Genomic DNA, 19,217 nt, shown 5'->3' with positions numbered 1-19,217 from the left:
CCGTTGAGGGGGATAGGGTTCACTCAATTCCAGCGGCCAGTTATTCTCCTGAACGGGCAGGCTCGCACAGAGCCGATCGAGGAGGTTTGCGTGGAGATCAACGGTAAGAAGGTCGTCGTCATCGGCGGTGCGTCGGGGATGGGCCGGGCATCGGCGGAGCTACTGGCAGCCAAGGGCGCCAGCGTCGCGATCCTGGATCGCGAGGGATCCGATGGACAAGAGGTCGCCGACGGTATCGGCGGGAGCTTCTACACCGTCGACGTCACCGACTTCGAAGGCACCGAAACAGTGCTGGCGAACGCGGTGGAAGCACTGGGCGGTCTGCACGTGGTGGTCACCACCGCAGGCGGCGGTATCGGGGAGCGCACCCTCGGCAAGAAGGGCCCGCACGATCTGGACTCGTTCCGCAAGACGATCGACCTGAATCTCATTGCGTCGTTTAACATTAGCCGTCTGGCTGCATCGCATATGGCCAAGAACGAGCCCGAAGACGAAGAGCGCGGCGTCATCATCAACACGGCCTCGATCGCGGCGTTCGAGGGCCAGATCGGACAAGTCGCCTACACCGCCGCCAAGGCCGGTATCGCCGGCATGTGCCTGACCATGGCCCGCGATCTCGGCTCGCTGGGCATCCGGGCGTTGGCGATCGCACCGAGCCTCTTTGCGACCGGGCTGACCAAGGGCATTCCCGACGAGTTCGCCAACGCGCTGACCAAGGATGCCGCCTTCCCCAAGCGGCTGGGCCGGCCCGAGGAGTACGCGAAGTTGGTCGCCGCGATCGTGGACAACCCCATGCTCAACGGACAGTGCCTGCGGTTGGACGCCGGTCAGCGCTTCGCGCCTAAGTAGACAATCAGTACACTCTTTGGCGTTGCCGCCGAAGTAGGAGCTTGATCTCATGGGCATTGCACTGACCGACGATCACCGCGAGCTCAGTGAGGTCGCGCGAGGGTTCCTCACCGCACAGAAGGTGCGGGCGGCGGCCAGGGAACTGCTGGATTCACCCGATGAGGCGCGCCCGGTGTTCTGGGCCGGGCTGGCCGATCTCGGCTGGCTGGGTCTGCATATCGACGAGGAGTTCGGCGGTTCCGGGTACGGGCTTCCCGAACTTGTCGTCGTTGTCGAGGAGCTGGGCCGCTCGGTGGCACCCGGTCCGTTCGTACCGACAGTGGTTGCGTCGGCGGTGATCGGCAAGTTCGGCAGTGCGCAGCAGAAGGCCCGACTGCTGCCGGGGCTGGTCGACGGCTCGGTCACCGCCGGAGTTGGATTCGCTTCCGAAGGGGACAGCGACGTGACCGTGCGCGACGGTATCGTCGCTGGTCAGGCTGGTGTAGTGCTGGGCGCGGCGCTGGCGGATCTGCTGGTCATCACCGCTGGTGACGATGTGCTGCTGATCGAGCGGACGCGCGCCGGGGTGTCGGTTGAGGTGCCCGACAACGTCGACCCCACCCGCCGTTCCGGGCGCGTGGTGCTCGACGGCGTGGCGATCACCGACGCAGACGTGATCGCGGGCGCGGCGGCGGCGGCGCTGGCCCTTGCGCGCACTCTGTTGGCGGCCGAGGCGGTCGGCGGAGCCGCTGATTGCGTGGAATCGGCCGTCGAATACGCGAAGGTGCGACAACAGTTCGGCCGCACCATCGCGACCTTTCAGGCCATCAAGCATCACTGCGCCAACATGGTGGTGGCGGCCGAGTCGGCGATCGCGCTGGTCTGGGATGCCGCCCGCGCCGACGCCGAAGACGAGTACCAGTTCCGGTTGATCGCGGCGGCCGCCGCCGCGCAGGCGTTCCCCGCCTACGTGCGCAACGCGGAACTCAACATCCAGGTGCACGGCGGGATCGGGTTCACCTGGGAGCATGACGCCCACCTGCATCTGCGGCGGGCGTTGACGTTGCGGGCGCTGCTCGGCGGTGACGGACCCGCCGCGGACGTGTTCACCGCGACGGCGGCAGGGGTTACCCGGGCCAACAGTCTCGACCTGCCCGCCGAGGCCGAGACACTGCGCGTCCAGGTCAGGGCCGATATCGCGGAGATCGCCGCGACCGAGGGGCAGGCGCAGCTCGATACCCTGATCAGTACCGGCTACGTCATGCCGCACTGGCCCAAGCCATGGGGACGTGCCGCGGACGCCGTCGAACAGCTGGTGATCGACGAAGAATTCACCGCCGCGGGTATCAAGCGCCCTGATTACTCGATCACCGGTTGGGTGATCCTCACCCTCGTCCAGCACGGAACACCCTCGCAGATCGAACGATTCGTCGACAAGGCGTTGCGCAGGGAAGAGGTCTGGTGCCAGCTGTTCTCCGAGCCTGAAGCCGGCTCCGACGCGGCGAGCATCAAGACCAGAGCGGTCAAGGTCGATGGCGGCTGGAAGATCACCGGCCAGAAGGTCTGGACCAGCGGGGCGCACTACTGTCGGCGCGGCTTGGCCACCGTCCGCACCGACTTCGACGTGCCCAAACATGCCGGGATCACCACTGTGATCGTCGATATGAAGGCACCCGGTGTCGAAGTGCGGCCGTTGCGGATGATCACCGGCGGCTCGGAATTCAACGAGGTGTTCTTCAATGACGTATTCATCCCGGACGAGGACGTCGTCGGTGAACCCAACACCGGTTGGACCGTCGCCCGCGCCACCCTCGGCAATGAGCGGGTGAGCATCGGTGGCGGCTCCGGAGCCGGTGGCGTGCCCGCCGCCGGACTGCTACCGCTGGTCGAACAACACGGAGATCGGTTGGCTGGTGCGCGAATTCGGGTCGGCAACTTCCTGGCCGACGAGCACGCGCTGCGGCTGCTCAACCTGCGTCGAGCGGTCCGCAGCATCGAGGGCGCCGGCCCCGGCCCGGAAGGCAACATCACCAAGCTCAAACTCGCCGAGCACATGGGCGAGCACGCCGCGATCTCGACAGCGCTACTCGGCCAGGACGCCGCATTGCTCGACGGGTCCGCGGCGACGGCCGTGCTGATGACGTTGGGGGCCAGGGGGATGGCGATCGCCGGTGGCACCTCCGAGGTGACCAGAAACCAGATCGCGGAACGCATTCTCGGCATGCCGCGCGATCCGCTGATCAAATAGCCGGACTCCGTTGGCAATTCGCGACGAGGTCCACCCGTCGGGCGCCGAGAAGCGGGCCGCGCAAATCGCCCGTCAGATCGAGGCGGAGATCATCCGCCGGGACTGGCCGATCGGTGAATCGCTCGGTTCCGAACAGGCGCTGCAGCAGCAGTACGACGTCAGTCGGTCGGTGCTACGGGAAGCGATCCGACTCGTCGAGCACCATCAGGTGGCGCGGATGCGCAGGGGGCCTGGCGGCGGGCTGATCGTCACGGTTCCCGATGCCGCGCCCGCCACCAGGGCGGTCGTCATCTATCTGGAGTATCTGGGCACCACGATCGAAGAGCTGCTGGCGGCCCGGCTACTGCTTGAGCCGTTGGCGTCGGGACTGGCCGCCGACCGTATCGACGAACCGGGGATCGACCGCCTGCGGGACCTGCTGAGCACCCAGCGACCGCAACCGGGAGCGGATGACTTTCACGTCGCACTGGGCGAGTTGACCGCAAACCCGGTGCTGGCGTTATTCATTGACGTTCTGGCCCGGCTGACCGCCAGGTACGCCGCCGACGCGCAGACGCCGCCGCAGCGCGAGGTCGACCAGGCGATCGAACGGTTGATCGTCGATCACACCGCGATCGTCGAGGCGGTCACCGCAGGCGACTCAGCGCTCGCTAAAACCCTTACCGCACAGCATGTCCGGACCGTGACGGCGATGCTGGACCGGCATTACCGACCGCTTGCAGACGGCCGGGCCCGCAGGAGGCCGCCGCCGGAGGGTGGGCCCGACGGCAAGCGGGGCGAAGTGTTGGCCGCCATCGTCTACCAGGACATCGTGGCCGGTGGGTGGAAAACAGGCTCGGTATTCGGTACCGAATCAGAGTTACTCGACCGCTATGACGTGAGCAGACCTGTTCTGCGCGAGGCGGTTCGGCTGCTCGAACACCATACGGTGGCCCGGATGCGCCGTGGCCCTGGCGGCGGGCTGATCGTCACCGAACCGCAGCCGCAGGCCAGTATCGACACCATCGCCCTGTACCTGGAGTACCGCAGACCCAGCCGGGAGGATCTGCGTCTGGTCCGTGACGCCATCGAGGTCGACAACGTTGCCAAGGTGGTGCACCGCCGCGACGACGCCGACGTGGTGGAGTTCCTTCGGGCGCAGGGGCGCATCGCCGAGGGGGCCGATGGGGGCGATCCCACAGTGGCCGGGCTCGCGGAGTTCTACTTCCACACCGACCTCGCCGCACTCGCAGGTAACAGGGTGCTGAACCTGTTTCTGCGGATTCTGGTCGAACTGTTCCGCAGGCACTGGACCTCGACGATGCAACCGATGCCGCAACCACACGACGTCGGGGAGGTGCACCGCGCGCATACCCGGATCGTCGCCGCCATCATCGACGGGGATGAGAGCATGGCTGCCCACCGCTCGCGGCGTCACCTCGAGGCGCTCTCATCCTGGTGGCTGTAGCGGGCTCATCCTGGTGGCTGTAGCGGGCCGATAGGCCCAGAACCGAGTGCGGTTTCCAATCCAATTCCAATCCGCGGCGTTAATGTTTGCCCATGCTTATCAAAGTGGGGGCGATGGCGGTTGCTGTCATATTGGCGGTATCGGCCTGTGGTGGCCCCAAACCGGTGATTCCGACCCCGACGAGTGGCGCGGTGAGCGACAAGGCGCCCGACACCAGCAATATCAAGATCACCGGTGATGCGGACCTGTCGGCAAACAAGCTGGCCATGGAGGCGATCGCCGATCTGCAGCAATATTGGACCGACGAGTTCCCCAAGCTCTACGGGCAGGACTGGAAGCCCGTCGCCGGCGGGTTCTACGGGATGACCCCCGACGTCGAAGGCGCCTCGCAATGCGGCGCGGCCTATTCCGATGTCGAGGGCAACGCCTTCTACTGCTTCGGCGACGATTCGGTGGCCTGGGATGCCGCCGACCTGCTTCCCGGGCTGCAGAAGAAGTTCGGCGACTTCGTTGTACCGGTGGTGCTGGCCCATGAGTGGGGCCATGCCGTGCAGCACCGGTCGGGTTTCTTCGACGAGAACAAGCTGACGGTGTCCGGTGAGCTGCAGGCAGACTGCTTCGCAGGTGCCTGGTCGGCGCACGCCAAGGAATCCGGCGCCTTCAAGGTCAATGCCGCCGAGCTTGACACCGCGCTCGCCGGCATCCTCGATCTGCGCGATACCCCGGGCACCAGTGTGGAGGACCCGAATGCCCACGGCAGCGGGTTCGACCGGGTCAGCGCGTTCCAGGACGGTTTCGACGGCGGCGCCGAAAAGTGCAAGGGCTACAAAGACGGCGAACCCATGGTGCTCGAGCTGCCCTTCAACGACAACGAGGACGAGGCCAGCGGTGGTGACGCACCATATGATTCCATCGTCAACGGTGTGCCCTATGACCTCGAGGACTACTGGACGCAGGTCTACCCGGAAATCGCCAAGGGTGCGGCCTGGCCGCCGTTGAAGGGCCTCGAGCCGTTCGACCCGAGTAGCCCGCCGAGCTGTGGTGGCACGCCGACCGAGGGCTATTCGCTGTTCTATTGCGTTCCCGAGGATTACATCGCCTGGGACAACGTCAATGAGATGCCAGAGGTCTACGCCCAGGGCGGCGATTACGCCGTGGCCACACTGCTGGCAACCCAGTACGGCCTGGCCGCATTGACCCGGCTCGACGACCAGTCGGACGAGAAGACGTCCACGCTGCGCGGCGACTGCCTGGCCGGCGCATACACCGCGAGCGTCATCCTCTACAACCGGGAAGCCACCAGCACCTTTCACATCTCTCCTGGAGATCTCGATGAAGGCATTACGGCGTTGCTGATCTTCCGCGGTGACGGAGATGTGGAGCGACAGGGTGCGGGCTACAACCGGGTGCGCGCCTTCCGCGAGGGTGTCATCAACGGTGCCGAACCCTGCCTGAGCTTCCAGGCCTGAGCTGGTTGCGTCAGGCCGGCCGGGCGATACCGGCGGTCTTGCCCTGACCGAACCAGGCCGGGATGAGCCGACGCACGTCGGTCGGTCCGGACAGGGACATCTGGCCCTCCAACAGGGCTCTGGACCACGAGGTGTCCCCGCGCCACACTTCGGTCAGGGCGCGCAGGGTGGTGTCGACGGTGGCGGTGACCTCGAAGCCGGGGTCGAAATCGCACACGTCGGCCTCGCCTTCGGCGACCACCATCCACCAACGTGACGCTTTCGCTGCCACACCGGAAAGGCGGAACTCGACGACGGTTCGCACACGCGGCCACTCGCCGATGGGCACGGTGCGTCGCATATCCCACATCAGCAGGTGCGGATCGAGGTCGTCGTCACCGAGTTCGCCGATCCAGCGCACGCCCCAGGTATTGAGCGCCTGCACCACACCTGCGAGTTCCTGACCGCACTCGGTCAGCGAATACGTTGTGCGGCCATCGATCTCAGTGCGGGTCACGACACCCGCGCGGCCCAACGATTTCAACCGCTTGGACAGCAGCGCCGGTGACATCTTCGGCACCCCGCGGCGCAAATCATTGAAACGACAACTACCCAACAGCAATTCGCGCACGATCAGCAGCGTCCACCGCTCGTCGAGTACTTCCATGGCTTTGGCCAACGGGCAGAACTGGCCGTATGTCGACATGCATCCAGTAGACGCCGTCGACGGCGTGTTGACTAGTACAGATTCTGTACCGGGACCGCTTCAGATCCGACACTGGAAATGGTTCAGTCACGGCGCGACGATCGTCACATGACTACAACTGATATGACCACATCGGTTTGGGGCCTTGGCGATTACGGCGCCATCGCCAGCAACGTGGTGGCCCCGCTGGGGCCGGAACTGGTCTCAGCGATCGGGATTGGGCCAGGTGCCAAAGTGCTTGACGTGGCCGCCGGGACGGGCAACGCGGCCATCCCCGCCGCGGCTATCGGGGCTGACGTCATCGCCAGCGATCTGGTGCCGGGACTACTGGAACAGGGCAGAGCCCTGGCCACCGCGCGCGGGATCGACTTGGCCTGGCGGGAAGCGAATGCCGAAGCGCTCCCGTTCACCGACGCCGAGTTCGACGTGGTGCTGTCCTGTATCGGGGTGATGTTCGCACCACATCATCAGCAAGCGGCCGATGAGCTGGTCCGGGTCTGCCGACCCGGCGGCATGATCGGTGTGATCAGTTGGACGCCAGAGGGTTTCGTCGGTCAGATGTTCGCGACCATGAAGCCGTATCTGCCGGCACCGCCACCGGGGGTGTCGCCGCCACCGCTGTGGGGCAGCGCCGATCATATCACCGCCCTGCTGGGCGATCGGGTCACTGAACTGCGCACCGAGCGCCGCACATTGCCCGTCGACACGTTCGGCGACGGCGCAGCGTTCCGCGACTACTTCAAGGCCAATTACGGGCCGACGATCGCGGCCTACCGCGGGATCGCCGCCGAACCCGCGCGGGTGAGCGCCCTCGATACGGCATTGGCCGACCTCGGTGACCGGTATCTGGCGGGCACCACGGTGATGGGGTGGGAGTACCTGCTGGTCACCGCGCGCCGTCGTTAGCGGCGCAGCCGGTTGACCAGGTTCAGCGTCGATTCTGTGGCGGCGGCCAACCCGTCGTACCCCGGCTCGTCCAGCGGGCCGCAGACCCAGTCCCAGTGCGCGGCCACGGTCTGACCGGGGTACGGGCGCGGCGCCAGGGATATCCCGTCGCGGCACCAACGGACGCTTTCCTGTGTCGGTTCACTCAGGCCGAGCACACCACCGTCGAAGCACAATGGCTGCGAGGACATAACGACGCGCTCGTCACCGACGGAATCGACCACACCCCATCGGATCCGGCAGGACTGCAGGATCCGCAAGGGGTGACCAGCGTCGGTGTCGAGGAAGCGCACCCACGGGTACACCACGAACACGTGGAAGCTGTGGTGGGCCAACACATCCGCAGGGTCGTCGACAGCGTCAAGCAGTCCGGTGGGCTGGCCGGGCAGTGCGGTGCGTAACCGATCCACCAGGCGGTGACCGTCCACCTGTCCCAGCATCTCCCCGCCCACCCAGTAGGAGCGAACCACGTCAGGATCGAGTGGATCGTCGCGGCTGGTCGCCGTGGCGATCTCCTCCAGGTAGGGCCAAGCACCGTCAAAACCCTTGGCGTGCCGATCGATCGCTGCCGGGCCGGCGCCGTTGAGCAGCACCGAGGAGTCGGGCGGTCCGCAGTAGCCGAGCTCGTTGGGCGGAAATGCATACCTGGCGAACACCTCCCGTCCGGGAGGTGGCTTTTCGGTAGCAGAGCTCACGGCTGCTCCGGCCCGGTGGTCTCGTCAAATCCGGAACCCATCAGTTGCAGCCCGGCCATCGCCTCAGCGGCACCGGCCTGATCGGTTTTCTCCACGACAAACCCCATATGGATGATCACCCAGTCGCCGGGGGAGAACGTCTCCTCGGGCAACATGCCGATATTGACCTTGCGGTTCTCGCCGGCCACATCGACGAGGGCGAGCTGATCGCCGTAGCCCGCCAGCATGCCGATCACCTGACCAGGGATTCCCAGACACATCGGTCAGCTCTCCTGCAGCATCGACACCACGGATCCAACTGCGGCGACGGCTTCTGGGACGGCGGCGCTCACCGCGTCGCTCAAACCCATCCCGTCCTCGACGGTTTCGACTTCACAACCGATCACCACAGTGCGCGGTGCGACGCCGCCGAGGGCCCTCAGGCTGGCGAATACCGCACCGGGATCCATGCTGTGTGCATCGAAACCGGCTGTGGCTGGCGGTGTTTCATGGTCGGGCTCGAACACTCGCACCGTGCCGGGAGTGCCGCGGTTGGGGATGGCGTCGACCAGTATCAGCGCGTCCCAGCCGTCAAGCAGGTCATAGGCCAGGTGCATCCCGCGGATGCCGTAGTCGGTGATACGAACGCCTGCGTCGTCGGGGCGGCACGGCACATGCCTTAATACCTCGGGACCAAAACCGTCATCTCCGAGGAAAATGTTGCCGATACCGGCGACGAGAATGCGGGACAGCTACATACTCCGCATCTTGAGATAGCGGCGGATATCCGGGACCGAGCTCACCGCCACCACCGCGCCGCCGATAATGATGACGCCGACCGCAACCGTGGCCATCCAACCTATTGTTGCCATCTTGACTTCCCTTCACTGCTTGATTTCTCCAGGCTCACGTCCAGGGGCTCGAGCTCGTCTGGCGCGAAGTACAGGTACCGGCCATACCAATCGTGCAAATCAGCCGCCGGATCGTCATCGACGGTGACGCCGACCTGCTTTTCGCCGTCGACGGTCTCATGCACCGATGTGACGGTTGCGATCTTGTCCGCGAAAAAGATGTCTTGGGCATCAGCCCGCCGGGACGGGCGCAGTCGAACCTTGCTGCCACGCGCCACCCGTACGCCGCGGACCAGGACGCCGTCGATATCGGGCGCGACGGCGTTATCGGCCAGCGGATCCCACCAGTCGACTCCTTCTGGAATGTCGGGGATCAAACCGGCGTGGGGATCGCGGAGGACCCCGTGCAGCCGCTGCATCGCCTCCGGTGTCATCGCATCACAGCGATCGATGAGCTGGGCGGCCAACGGATCGGTGGCACGGGCCTGCGCCTTCTCCTCCTCGGTCATCGTCATCACCCGCAGGGTGAGGATCTCGTCGATCTCGGTCGAGTCATAGAGCGCACCCTCGCTCTGCTCGGCGATCTCGGGATGGTCATAGAGGATGATCGGCGAGACCAACAGCAGCGCATGGTCACCCGGCGGTCCCGCCAATACCGGGAAACAGCGGTGCTGGCGACACCGGGCCACCGCGGCGGCGGCCGAATCGGGTGGGTCGAGCAGTGACACCAGTTCGCAGTTGGCGGCGCTGACGATGAGGTGGGTGCCGATCATCGACGCGGCGATGACCGCCTCTTTGTCTCCGGCGAGCTCGTGCGGAACCGGGGTGGTATTGCGCATCACCGTGGTGATCCGCCACAGGCCGGTATCGCGTGCGATGGTGACCGTGAGTCGACCATGCACATCGCGGCGGGTGCGGATCAGCCGGCCGCCATCGACCTCTTCGACCGTGGTGGCCGCGGGTGCCGCGACCCGGAAGGTATACGACTGCTCGCCCTCGCTGATGCCGCTGATGTCGAGCGGGCCGAGGTCGACGGGGTCGAAGGTCAACTCCGTTTCCACCGCCTCGTCCCAGGTCAACCAGGATTGTCCGCCGCAGGTCAATTGCTCAACGGGGACGAAAGACCCTTCGGCGGTGCGTTTTTCGACGCCGCGGTGCTGCAGGTGCAGGAACCGGACCACCAGCGTGATCGAGGCCGGCCCGCGGTGGTCCCCGTCGACCACGAATTGCGCAGACAGCGAGTCGTCCTCACCGAAGGCGGTCTCGGCAGCACCCGGCGGGCCCAGCACCCCGAACTGCCAGCGGGACTGGTTCTTAGCCGAGGACGCCCGATAGGGGTAGAGGAGATAACCCTCATAGAGCACGGCGTCGGCGATCAAGCGGGCGCGGTCCCAACCGGCGATCATCGGAGTTCACCTGCCGAGACGTCCGTCAGCAACGACGTGACCGCCTCGTCGATATCGAGCAGGCCTCGTTCAGATTTGTACTGCGCCAACGCCGTCACGGTTTCGTGGCCGAGGCGCACCCAGCCGCTGTTGGGGTAGTGCTGCTCGACCAGGTCGTGCCAGACGCTCACCGGCATGTCGAACTGAGCTTCTTGGTCCCATGGCACCTGCGCCACGGCGAAGCCGCGGTCACCGCCGGTCAGGGGCGGGCCGAAAATGGTTCCACTGAACAGGAATTGCAGGGGAATGGTGCCGTCCCGCAGTGCGTGGAGATACTTCGACCCGGTGACCTCGAAGTCATAGGTGCATTCCAGCGGTAGGGCTACTTCGGTCGCGCCGGTGAAGCCCTGGACCATGGCCGCAGTGTGCTGCCACAGGAACGTGCGCTGGGTGGTGGCCCACCGAGAACGCGGACCGAACATATCGGCCAGGCCGGCTGCCTCGTCATCGCTATAGGGTCGCCGTAGTGGTTCGATCCGGATTTGACAGCGCAAGGCAATCGCATGCACGGGTGCAGTCCCGCCGGCCACCACCGCCACCCGGGCGGTCAGCACCGGGCTCACGGAATACGGCTCCGGCGTGATGTCCATGACAGCGAACCTCACGTCGGTCATGACGCCCATTCCCTGCTGACCTCCGTTGCGCGCGCGGCAATCTGGTCGAAGAAGTCATCGAGATAGGCGCGCACCTGCTGACCACCGTCGAACCCGTGCCAGAGCATCCGCAGTCGCCCGACGAACTCGTAGCAGGCATCGATTGGCACCAGATAGCACTCGGGGGCAACAGTGTCGTCGGCGTCGTCAGGCACTCGCACCAGTAGCGCTTCGACATCATCGGTGATCATCGATATCCGCTGATCGGCCTCGGTGACCCGGGTCCAGGCCTGGAGATCGAGTTCGGACTCGGTGGCTCCCGCGGGACCGGGATAGAACCCGACGGTTTTATCCAGGGCCGAATTCCGGAAGAAAAAGGCCAACCCGACAGGAATCTGCAGGGTTTCCCACTCCAGGCGACCGAGGGCAAGATCGGGGAAGGACAGGTATCGGGCCGGCACCGACCGGTATCGCAGGTGGGCATTGGTATCGGTGAAGAGCAGGTAGCAGCCGCGACAGACGCACATCAGGGCTCTGCCTTCGATATTCACGACATGTTGGTGTTCGTCGGCGATATCTTCTGAGCACATCTCGCAACGTTCGCCTACCGGCTGAGGCGCCTTACTGGCCCGAATGCGAGCCAACACGTCGTAGGCGCTCTCCATCAGAGCACCGCCGTCGCCGTCGACAGCACCGCCATCGACAGCACGCCGTCGCGAACCAGCAGGGGGATCGGCTCCAGATGCAGGTCGGGACCGGCATCATCGTCGATACCCGCGCCTGCGTGCTTGACGTCGAAATGAGCGTGGCAGCGAGGACACCGAAGTACCGGCCCAGCTGTGGGGGACAGATGACCCGCGCCCATTGGCCGGTGCAGCGCTGCGCCGGCCAACGAGGCGTCGCAGCTACCGCACCGGTCCTGATAGGCGAACAGCTCATCACCGATGCGGCACGCCAACACCGTCGTGCCGGCCACCATGAACCCGCCGACCTCGCCATTTTCCAAATCGGCGAGATCAGGTACCGAGTGCCACTGCACGCCGGCGTGGTTGTCCGCGTGGACGCGACTTAGCAGCGCCTCGGCCGGAATGAGCGTGGACACTGGGCTTGCCTCGGCCGCAAGGACTTCGATCGACGTGATTTCGGGTGCGGCGGTGCGGACAGCATCTTCGACCGTCAGCTCGAGCGTCACCGCCGACGACGGGCAACTCTTACAGCTGCCTGCGAACTTCAGCCGAACGGTGTCACCGATGACCTCGAGCAGCTCGACATCACCGCCGTGGGAGCCCAGGTAGGGCCGGACACTGTCGAGCGCATCGGACACCCGCCGGTGCACGTCATGTGGGTGCAGGCCGTGCACCAGCATCAGGCTGGCAACGAGATCGTCGGTGCTGAACTGTTCTACGAGAACCGGATCGCGCTCGGCCGCGATCTGTATGGCGCGTTCGAGTCCGGCACCGTAGAGGTCGACGACCTCACGGACCAACTGTTCGGCGCGCTCACGCGCTATCGCACCGCCCGTCGAGCTGGCATCCAGCAGCATCTGGATCCGATCGCCTGCGGTGCGCCAGTGGTCCGATCCGGGTGCTGCCATCCATCACTCCCCGGTCACGGACTGCGTCGGTGAGTGCAGCTTGTCGATCGACTTCCCGTCCCCGAGATACATGTGCACACCACAGGGCAGGCAGGGATCAAAACTGCGCACGGTGCGCATGATGTCGATGCCCTTGAAGTTCTCGCGATCGTTTTCCTCGAAGATTGGTTGGCCCTGCACCGCATCCTCGTACGGTCCTGGCGTGCCGTAGGTGTCGCGCGGGTTGGCATTCCACGGAGTCGGCGGATAGGGGTGGTAGTTCGCGATCTTGCCGTCCCTGATCACCATGTGGTGGCTCAGGACGCCGCGGACCGCCTCGGTAAATCCGCAGCCGATGGCCTCGTCGGGTACATCGAATTTCTCCCACGTCTTGGTGCGGCCGGCCCGTATTTCGACCAGTGCCTTCTCGGCGAAGTGCAGGGCTGCTGCGGCGGCGTAGGCCTGGAAGTAGGTGCGGGCGCGGTTGCGTTCGATGGTGTTGCTGCCGTGTTCGGGGATCTTCCACTCCAATTCGGCCGGTCCCTTCAGGATGGTCTTGGGCAGGTTGATCTTTACGCTGTGGCCGGTGGCCTGCACGTAGCCGATATCGACCAGGCCAGCCAGCGCGGTCGACCAGAGCCGGGCCAGCGGGCCACCGCCGGTATCAAGTGCCAGATGGTCTTTACCGTCGAACCAGCGCGGTGACATCACCCAGCTGTACTTATCGTCCATATCGCGCTTCTGCGGCCTGGGGTTGGTGTGTTGGTTCCAGGGATGCCTGCGGTCGACGGGATTACCCAGCGGATCGGTCTTGACGAACATTTCCTGATCGGTCCAGTCGTCGTAATAGGAACTGCCGAGCAGGATCCGGATGCCCAAGTTGATATCGACCAGGGAATGCGTGACCAGTTTGCCGTCGACCACCACCCCAGGGGTGACGAACATGGCGTTACCCCAGCGCTCCATATCCTTGTAGGCGAAGTTGCAGACGTCGGGATCTTGGAAGGAGCCCCAGCACCCGAGCAGGGTCCTACGCAAGCCCACCTTCTCGTACCCGGGGAGCGCTTCGTAGAAGAAGTCGAAGAGGTCGTCGTGCATCGGTACGACCTTCTTCATGAACTCGACATAGCGCATCAGCCGGGTCATGTAGTCGGTCATCAGCTGGATGGTGGCGACGGTGCCGACGCCCCCGGGGTAGAGCGTCGACGGGTGGACGTGCCGACCTTCCATGAGACAGAACATCTCTCGTGTCCAGCGGCTCACCTGCAGGGCTTCGCGATAGAACTCGCCGGTGAATGGGTTGAGCGAGCGCATGATGTCGGCGATCGTCCGATAGCCATGGGCCTCGGAATTCGGCGCGAGCGTGTTCTCGGCTTTGGCCAGCACACCGGGATTGGTCTCGGCCACCATCTTTTCGCAGTAGTCGACTCCGACCAAGTTCTCCTGAAAGATGTTGTGGTCGAACATGTACTCGGCTGCCTCGCCGAGGTTGACGATCCACTCGCCCAGGTTCGGCGGTTTGACGCCATAGGCCATGTTCTGTGCGTAACACGAGCAGGTGGCGTGGTTGTCGCCGCAGATCCCGCAGATGCGGCTGGTGATGAAGTGGGCGTCGCGCGGGTCCTTGCCCTTCATGAAGATCGAATAGCCGCGGAATATCGATGAGGTGCTGTGGCATTCGACGACCTCGCGGTTCTCGAAGTCGATTTTGGTGTAGATGCCGAGGCTGCCGACAATCCGGGTGATCGGATCCCACGCCATTTCGACCAGGGATCCTGGGTCTTTCTTCACCAGGGACGGTTCGGGAATGATCGTTGTCATCAGATTTCGCTCTCTAATGGACTACTGAAATACGTTCTGCCCAAGCCACTTACCAAGTTCGGCGGGCACCGGTGGTGAGTTCCCGGCCTTTGTGTCGCCATTTGGGTTCTTTGTCCACGGTCCGCCCGGTCACGTGCCGCAGATTGCGGATCACCGACCCGTACAGTCCAGATGCCGTCGTGGAGATCTTGCCGCCGGGCGGCTCATCCATGAAGGGCATGAACTTATCTGGGAATCCGGGCATCGTGCAGCCGATGCAGATGCCGCCGACATTGGGACAGCCGCCGATACCGTTGATCCAACCCCGTTTGGGCACATTGCATTTGACGACGGGGCCCCAACAACCGAGCTTGACGATGCACTTCGGCGAGCCGTACTCGGTGGCGAAATCGCCCTGCTCGTAGTAGCCGGCCCGGTCACACCCCTCGTGAACCGTGTTCCCGAACAGCCAGGTCGGGCGCAGAGCCTCGTCCAGCGGGATCATCGGCGCCTGACCGGTCGCCATGTAGAGCAGATATGTCAGCGTCTCTGCCATATTGTCCGGATGGGCCGGGCAGCCCGGCACACACACGATGGGTATGCCCGCCTTGCTTTTCCAATCCCAGCCGAGATAGTCCGGCACACCCATCGCGCCGGTCGGATTGCCTGCCATGGCGTGGATGCCGCCGTAGGTGGCGCAGGTGCCGACCGCGACGATCGCGGTGGCCTTGGGCGCCAACCGATCCAGCCACTCGCTGGTGGTCATCGGCTGTCCCGTCGCGGGGTCATTGCCGAACCCGCACCAATACCCTTCGTCGTGCAGTTGTTCGTTGGGTATCGATCCTTCGACGACCAGGACGAAGGGCTCTAGTTCGCCGCGGTCGGCCTTGAAGAACCATTCGAGGAAGTCATCGGCGCCGCCGGTGGGTCCGCATTCGAAATCGATCAGGGGCCAGTGCACGGCGATCTGCGGGAGGCCGGGGAGTGCGCCGAGCGCGATCTCCTCGATACTGGGCTGGGTGGCGGCGGTCAGTGAGACCGAATCGCCATCACAGCTGAGCCCCGCATTGATCCAGAGCACGTGAATCAATGTTTGTTCCGCTTTTACTGCTGCTTCGGTGAGCATGCTGAAGCCTTCCGGGACCGGGCTGGGGTCCCTACGGCGCAGGAGTCGCCCTTCGGCCCACTTGCGCGTCGCTAAGACCTAGAGTGGTCCAGGTCACACTTGCTTGTCAATGGCTTCTGGGTGAGATGTCAGAAGGTCTCATGGTCCTCACAGGAGTGAGCGCCGATGAGCCTCTGTAATTTACGGATACGAAAACTCTCACACTGCGGGAATGTCTGGCGCGCAAGCACTTTCAGCACTCGAAACAGGTGACCTCATCAGGTTCAGCACCCGGGCAACCGTCCGTCACGCACACTTGCCGGCTGGGATCGGGTGCGGTGTCATCGTGACGGCGGTGGCCCCTATCCGTCGGAGACCTCCAGGGATGTCACCAAGAACTCGTTGCCACGGGTGACCTCGACGTCTGCGCTTTCGCACGTCGGGCACAGCAGCGACCAGCGCGACGCGATCTCTCCTCGCTGCCCACACGACCGGCACATCACCTCTGCGGAGACGAGTTCCAGCTCGAGGTTGGCGCCGGGGAGCGATTCGTGTTCCCGGATCAGTGACCAGCAAAATTCCAGCGATTCGGGGACCACCTGGCGCAGGGCGCCGATCCGCACCCGCACGATATCGACGTGCCTTCCTTCGGCATGCGGGCGCACCACACCGGCGATCGCCTCGCAGAGTGATAGTTCGTGCACCGCCTCATGGTGCGCCCAAACGTGGCAAACCCGCCATAGTTTGGGGCTGGCCTGCAGTCACCGGTTCGCGTCGACAGCCCCCTTTCGATACCACCTGTGTCGTCGAACGCGAACTCGGCGAACAACTTCCGCGGATCCGTTAGCGGTGCGGTGGTTATTTCTTTCTGCCGGCCAGGGCGTCGGCGGGATGGGGTGCACCATCGCGATCCCGCACTACCCGGTAGGCGAGGTAGCCGACGATCAGTGTGCCTGCCACGAAGATCAGCGCGAAGTACTGCAGGAACCACGAGCCGCCTGCCGGGTCGTACACCTCGGCGCGCGGCCAACCGATGTTGATCACCAGCAAAGTGCCCATGACGACGGCGATCAGGTTGACCGGGATGCCCCATTTGCCGAGATCCATCACGGGCGGGCCGTAGGACAGGCTGGTTCCGCGTAGCCGATGGATCAAGGCGGGGACGGTAACCATCAGGTAGGCGATGTACACGATCACCACCGAGACGCTGGCGATCGCCAGGAACACACTGGACTGGCCGATATTGACCAGTAGCACCAGGATTGCCAGGGTGCTCACCGCGATACCGGTGATCACCGGAGTGCCGGTGCGTTTGTTCACTGTGGACAGCAATTTGCCGAACGGCAACCGGTTATCGCGGGCCATCGAGAACATCACCCGCGATGCCGAGGCCTGAATGGCCAGTGTCGCCGAGAACATCGCGACGGCCACCAGCGCCAGCAGTGTCTTGCCGAGCCAGGTGTCGAGCTGACTTTCGATGATCCAGGCCATCCCGCCGGTCGAGAGCTCATCGCCCAGGGTCGGAGCCGACATCAACGCTGCGAGGATCATCAGCCCGCCGCCGACGAACGACACCAGCAGAGCGTTGACGATCGCCTTGGGGGCGGTTCTCCGCGGATCGCGGGTCTCCTCGGAAAGTTCTGCGGCACTGTCGAAGCCGTACATCACATAGGCGGCCATCAACATCGACGCCAGGAAGGCGGGCAGATATCCGATACCGGCGCCGTGTTCACCGGAATTGGCCACCGCCGCTACCGGATTGCGCTGCGCGTTGACGAACATCGCACCGATGATCAGGAATACGCCGATGATCTCGATGGTCACTCCGGTGACGGTGATCCGGCCCATGAACTTCACACCTGCCGCGCTGATGATGGTGCACAGCACGATGGTGACGGAGCCGAGGATGATGCCGTTTTCTGCGCCGCTGATCGACAGCGGATCCATATCGTCACCGACGAGCTGGAAACCGCTCCAGATCGGGGGTAACACGGTCTGCATCGCGATGGCCAGCGCGGCGATCGACACGATGTAGCCGATCAGCATGAACCAACCGGCGAACCAGCCGACGGCGTCACCTGCGAGGCGCCGCGACCACTGGTAGATGGCGCCGGCGACGGGAAACTTGCCCGAGAGCTCGGCGAACACCAGGCAGACGCAGAACTGGCAGACGAAAACGATCGGCCATGTCCAGAAGAAGGCCGGGCCACCCAGGGAGAAGCCGAGTGGGAAGAACGCGAAAACCGTGGTCAGGATCGAGACGAAGGAAAACCCGGACGCAAAGGCGGCGTAGCCACCGATACCGCGGTGCAACTCCTGGGTGTAGCCGAGTTCGGACAGGGTGGACGCGTCTTCTACTGATGAGATCGTCGGATCGAAGCTGCTCATGGGGTGCTCCCGAGGTCAGGGTAATGAATAACTATCACTTGATAGAAATTAGAGAGGGTTTTTGTTGCGGAGGTTTCCGCAAGATCACAACTGTGTGACCGGACCAGGCAGGACCGTCGATGGGTGACAATCATCGGCATGTCGATCGCCGCGACCATCACCGATATTGATGCCGCCGGCGATGAAGCACAGCTGCGGGACGGTGTTGACCGGGCCCGCGACGCCATCAGGTCGGAGTTGGCGGCGCACACACCGGCCCTGGCTCTGGCCGCCGCCTGGTCGGAGGTGCTATTGCGCGGCGTCGGGGCGGGGGTCCGACTGGCCGGAGTGGACTCGACCCGCTGGACCTGGTTCGTCTCGGGCAGTGTCGCTCGCGGTGAAGCCGCGCCCGGCTCCGATGTGGAAACGCTGATCGCCCTCGACGACAGCGTCGATGAGAGGGAGAAGGCGGAGTTGATGGCCCGCGCCGCCGAGGTGCACGCGCTGCTGGAGCGGTGTGGTATTCGCGGCGACGCCAATGGTGTGCTGGCCAGTCGGCCCAGGTTTTGCCGGCGGCAGGCCAGCTGGTCCGACGGTATCGAGCGCTGGTCGGCCGACCCGCGCAACGACCGCGGTGTGGTGATGACCGGTCTGCTGACCGATTCCACCGGCCTGTTCGTCCGGCCTGACGCAGATGTGCTTCGGGCACAGGCGGTTTCCGCCGCCCGCGCCAGTTATCCCGCCCGCCAGGCCATGCTGCAGGATGCCACTGCGGTGCGCGCCAACATTCCGTCGCGGCTGCGGATGTTCGCCGGCCATACCGACAGCGTGGATCTCAAACTCGCGGCCATCGATCCGGTGGTGAAGATCGCCCGGTGGGCGGCACTGTCGGCGGGCTCCACCGCGCTGCCTACGTTGGACCGTCTTGACGCCGCGGCGAGCGCGAAAATCCTCGACCTGGATGACGTGTCAAGTCTGCGGGACTGTTTCGGTTGGCTGATCCGGTTCCGGTGGCGGAGCAGGGCCGGGGCGTGGCTGCGCGGTGAGCGGGTCAGCGATGTGGTGTCACTGGCCCAGACGGCGCCGCAGGAGCGAGCGGTCCTGCGCAGCGTCGCGCGTGAAGTCGCAGGCATCAGCCGCAAGCTGACGTACCTGGCCTCCACCTCGAGCTTCCGCTGAGCCCTGCG

The 19,217-nt window shown here is 64.6% G+C and carries 19 protein-coding genes; 6 read left to right on the top strand and 13 right to left on the bottom strand.

What is annotated here, in order from left to right; translation table 11 throughout:
* Positions 1 to 90: 90 nt before the first annotated feature.
* The 4 genes from ADBZ9O_RS23905 (at position 91) to ADBZ9O_RS23890 (ending at position 5,992) form a co-directional block, all read left to right on the top strand.
* On the top strand, positions 91 to 849 hold the full coding sequence (locus ADBZ9O_RS23905) for an SDR family NAD(P)-dependent oxidoreductase (RefSeq protein WP_526525442.1): 759 nt from the start codon (positions 91 to 93) through the stop codon (positions 847 to 849).
* A 49-nt stretch (positions 850 to 898) separates the two neighbouring features.
* Positions 899 to 3,076, top strand: a complete 2,178-nt coding sequence (locus ADBZ9O_RS23900; RefSeq protein ID WP_526525440.1) for an acyl-CoA dehydrogenase family protein — start codon at positions 899 to 901, stop codon at positions 3,074 to 3,076.
* 16 nt (positions 3,077 to 3,092) lie between these two features.
* Positions 3,093 to 4,523 (top strand): FadR/GntR family transcriptional regulator, encoded by a 1,431-nt coding sequence (locus ADBZ9O_RS23895; RefSeq protein WP_526533436.1) that lies wholly within the window; start codon positions 3,093 to 3,095, stop codon positions 4,521 to 4,523.
* A 92-nt stretch (positions 4,524 to 4,615) separates the two neighbouring features.
* A complete protein-coding gene (locus ADBZ9O_RS23890; RefSeq protein ID WP_526525438.1) occupies positions 4,616 to 5,992 on the top strand; it encodes a neutral zinc metallopeptidase in 1,377 nt (458 codons plus the stop codon).
* A gap of 10 nt (positions 5,993 to 6,002) precedes the next feature.
* Here the strand turns inward: ADBZ9O_RS23890 and ADBZ9O_RS23885 are convergent, their stop codons facing one another.
* Positions 6,003 to 6,677: a winged helix-turn-helix transcriptional regulator gene (locus ADBZ9O_RS23885; RefSeq protein WP_526525437.1), complete on the bottom strand. Its 675-nt coding sequence runs from the start codon at positions 6,675 to 6,677 to the stop codon at positions 6,003 to 6,005.
* Between the two features lie 108 nt (positions 6,678 to 6,785).
* Here ADBZ9O_RS23885 and ADBZ9O_RS23880 point away from each other — a divergent pair, with 108 nt between their 5' ends.
* Positions 6,786 to 7,583, top strand: a complete 798-nt coding sequence (locus tag ADBZ9O_RS23880) for a methyltransferase domain-containing protein (protein WP_526525435.1) — start codon at positions 6,786 to 6,788, stop codon at positions 7,581 to 7,583.
* Here the strand turns inward: ADBZ9O_RS23880 and ADBZ9O_RS23875 are convergent.
* The 12 genes from ADBZ9O_RS23875 to ADBZ9O_RS23820 all read right to left on the bottom strand — a co-directional run bounded on the left by ADBZ9O_RS23875 (position 7,580) and on the right by ADBZ9O_RS23820 (position 18,051).
* Complete coding sequence (locus ADBZ9O_RS23875) at positions 7,580 to 8,317, bottom strand: DUF6390 family protein (RefSeq protein WP_526525433.1); 738 nt, start codon at positions 8,315 to 8,317, stop codon at positions 7,580 to 7,582. The genes ADBZ9O_RS23880 and ADBZ9O_RS23875 overlap by 4 nt on opposite strands.
* A complete protein-coding gene (locus tag ADBZ9O_RS23870) occupies positions 8,314 to 8,577 on the bottom strand; it encodes a HypC/HybG/HupF family hydrogenase formation chaperone (protein WP_526525431.1) in 264 nt (87 codons plus the stop codon). The genes ADBZ9O_RS23875 and ADBZ9O_RS23870 overlap by 4 nt, the downstream gene beginning before the upstream one ends.
* 3 nt (positions 8,578 to 8,580) lie before the next feature.
* Entirely contained in the window at positions 8,581 to 9,048 is a 468-nt protein-coding gene (locus ADBZ9O_RS23865; RefSeq protein WP_526533434.1) for a hydrogenase maturation protease, read from the bottom strand.
* Positions 9,049 to 9,150 carry a DUF6893 family small protein gene (locus tag ADBZ9O_RS23860; protein ID WP_526525430.1) on the bottom strand — a complete coding sequence of 34 codons (102 nt, stop codon included), beginning with the start codon at positions 9,148 to 9,150 and terminating at the stop codon, positions 9,049 to 9,051.
* 5 nt (positions 9,151 to 9,155) lie between these two features.
* Positions 9,156 to 10,553, bottom strand: coding sequence for a hypothetical protein (locus tag ADBZ9O_RS23855; protein ID WP_526525429.1), 1,398 nt, complete (start codon positions 10,551 to 10,553; stop codon positions 9,156 to 9,158).
* Positions 10,550 to 11,206 (bottom strand): DUF6084 family protein, encoded by a 657-nt coding sequence (locus ADBZ9O_RS23850; RefSeq protein WP_526525428.1) that lies wholly within the window; start codon positions 11,204 to 11,206, stop codon positions 10,550 to 10,552. The genes ADBZ9O_RS23855 and ADBZ9O_RS23850 overlap by 4 nt, the downstream gene beginning before the upstream one ends.
* On the bottom strand, positions 11,203 to 11,850 hold the full coding sequence (locus ADBZ9O_RS23845; protein ID WP_526525427.1) for a DUF5947 family protein: 648 nt from the start codon (positions 11,848 to 11,850) through the stop codon (positions 11,203 to 11,205). The genes ADBZ9O_RS23850 and ADBZ9O_RS23845 overlap by 4 nt, the downstream gene beginning before the upstream one ends.
* The gene (locus ADBZ9O_RS23840; RefSeq protein ID WP_526525426.1) at positions 11,850 to 12,779 is read right to left on the bottom strand and encodes a NifU family protein; all 930 of its coding nucleotides are present in this window, start codon (positions 12,777 to 12,779) and stop codon (positions 11,850 to 11,852) included. The genes ADBZ9O_RS23845 and ADBZ9O_RS23840 overlap by 1 nt, the downstream gene beginning before the upstream one ends.
* Before the next feature lie 3 nt (positions 12,780 to 12,782).
* Positions 12,783 to 14,579, bottom strand: coding sequence for a nickel-dependent hydrogenase large subunit (locus ADBZ9O_RS23835; protein ID WP_526525424.1), 1,797 nt, complete (start codon positions 14,577 to 14,579; stop codon positions 12,783 to 12,785).
* Between the two features lie 49 nt (positions 14,580 to 14,628).
* On the bottom strand, positions 14,629 to 15,684 hold the full coding sequence (locus ADBZ9O_RS23830; protein ID WP_526525423.1) for an NADH-quinone oxidoreductase subunit B family protein: 1,056 nt from the start codon (positions 15,682 to 15,684) through the stop codon (positions 14,629 to 14,631).
* A 341-nt stretch (positions 15,685 to 16,025) separates the two neighbouring features.
* A complete protein-coding gene (locus tag ADBZ9O_RS23825; RefSeq protein WP_526525422.1) occupies positions 16,026 to 16,367 on the bottom strand; it encodes a hydrogenase maturation nickel metallochaperone HypA/HybF in 342 nt (113 codons plus the stop codon).
* Positions 16,368 to 16,521: 154 nt separating this feature from the next.
* The gene (locus tag ADBZ9O_RS23820; protein ID WP_526525420.1) at positions 16,522 to 18,051 is read right to left on the bottom strand and encodes an amino acid permease; all 1,530 of its coding nucleotides are present in this window, start codon (positions 18,049 to 18,051) and stop codon (positions 16,522 to 16,524) included.
* 138 nt (positions 18,052 to 18,189) lie between these two features.
* Here ADBZ9O_RS23820 and ADBZ9O_RS23815 point away from each other — a divergent pair, with 138 nt between their 5' ends.
* A complete protein-coding gene (locus ADBZ9O_RS23815; protein ID WP_526533432.1) occupies positions 18,190 to 19,209 on the top strand; it encodes a putative nucleotidyltransferase substrate binding domain-containing protein in 1,020 nt (339 codons plus the stop codon).
* The last annotated feature ends 8 nt before the right edge of the window (positions 19,210 to 19,217 follow it).

This window comes from Mycobacterium sp., assembly GCF_965229105.1.
Taxonomy (GTDB): domain Bacteria; phylum Actinomycetota; class Actinomycetes; order Mycobacteriales; family Mycobacteriaceae; genus Mycobacterium.
This window is presented reverse-complemented; position numbering and strand designations above follow the sequence as displayed.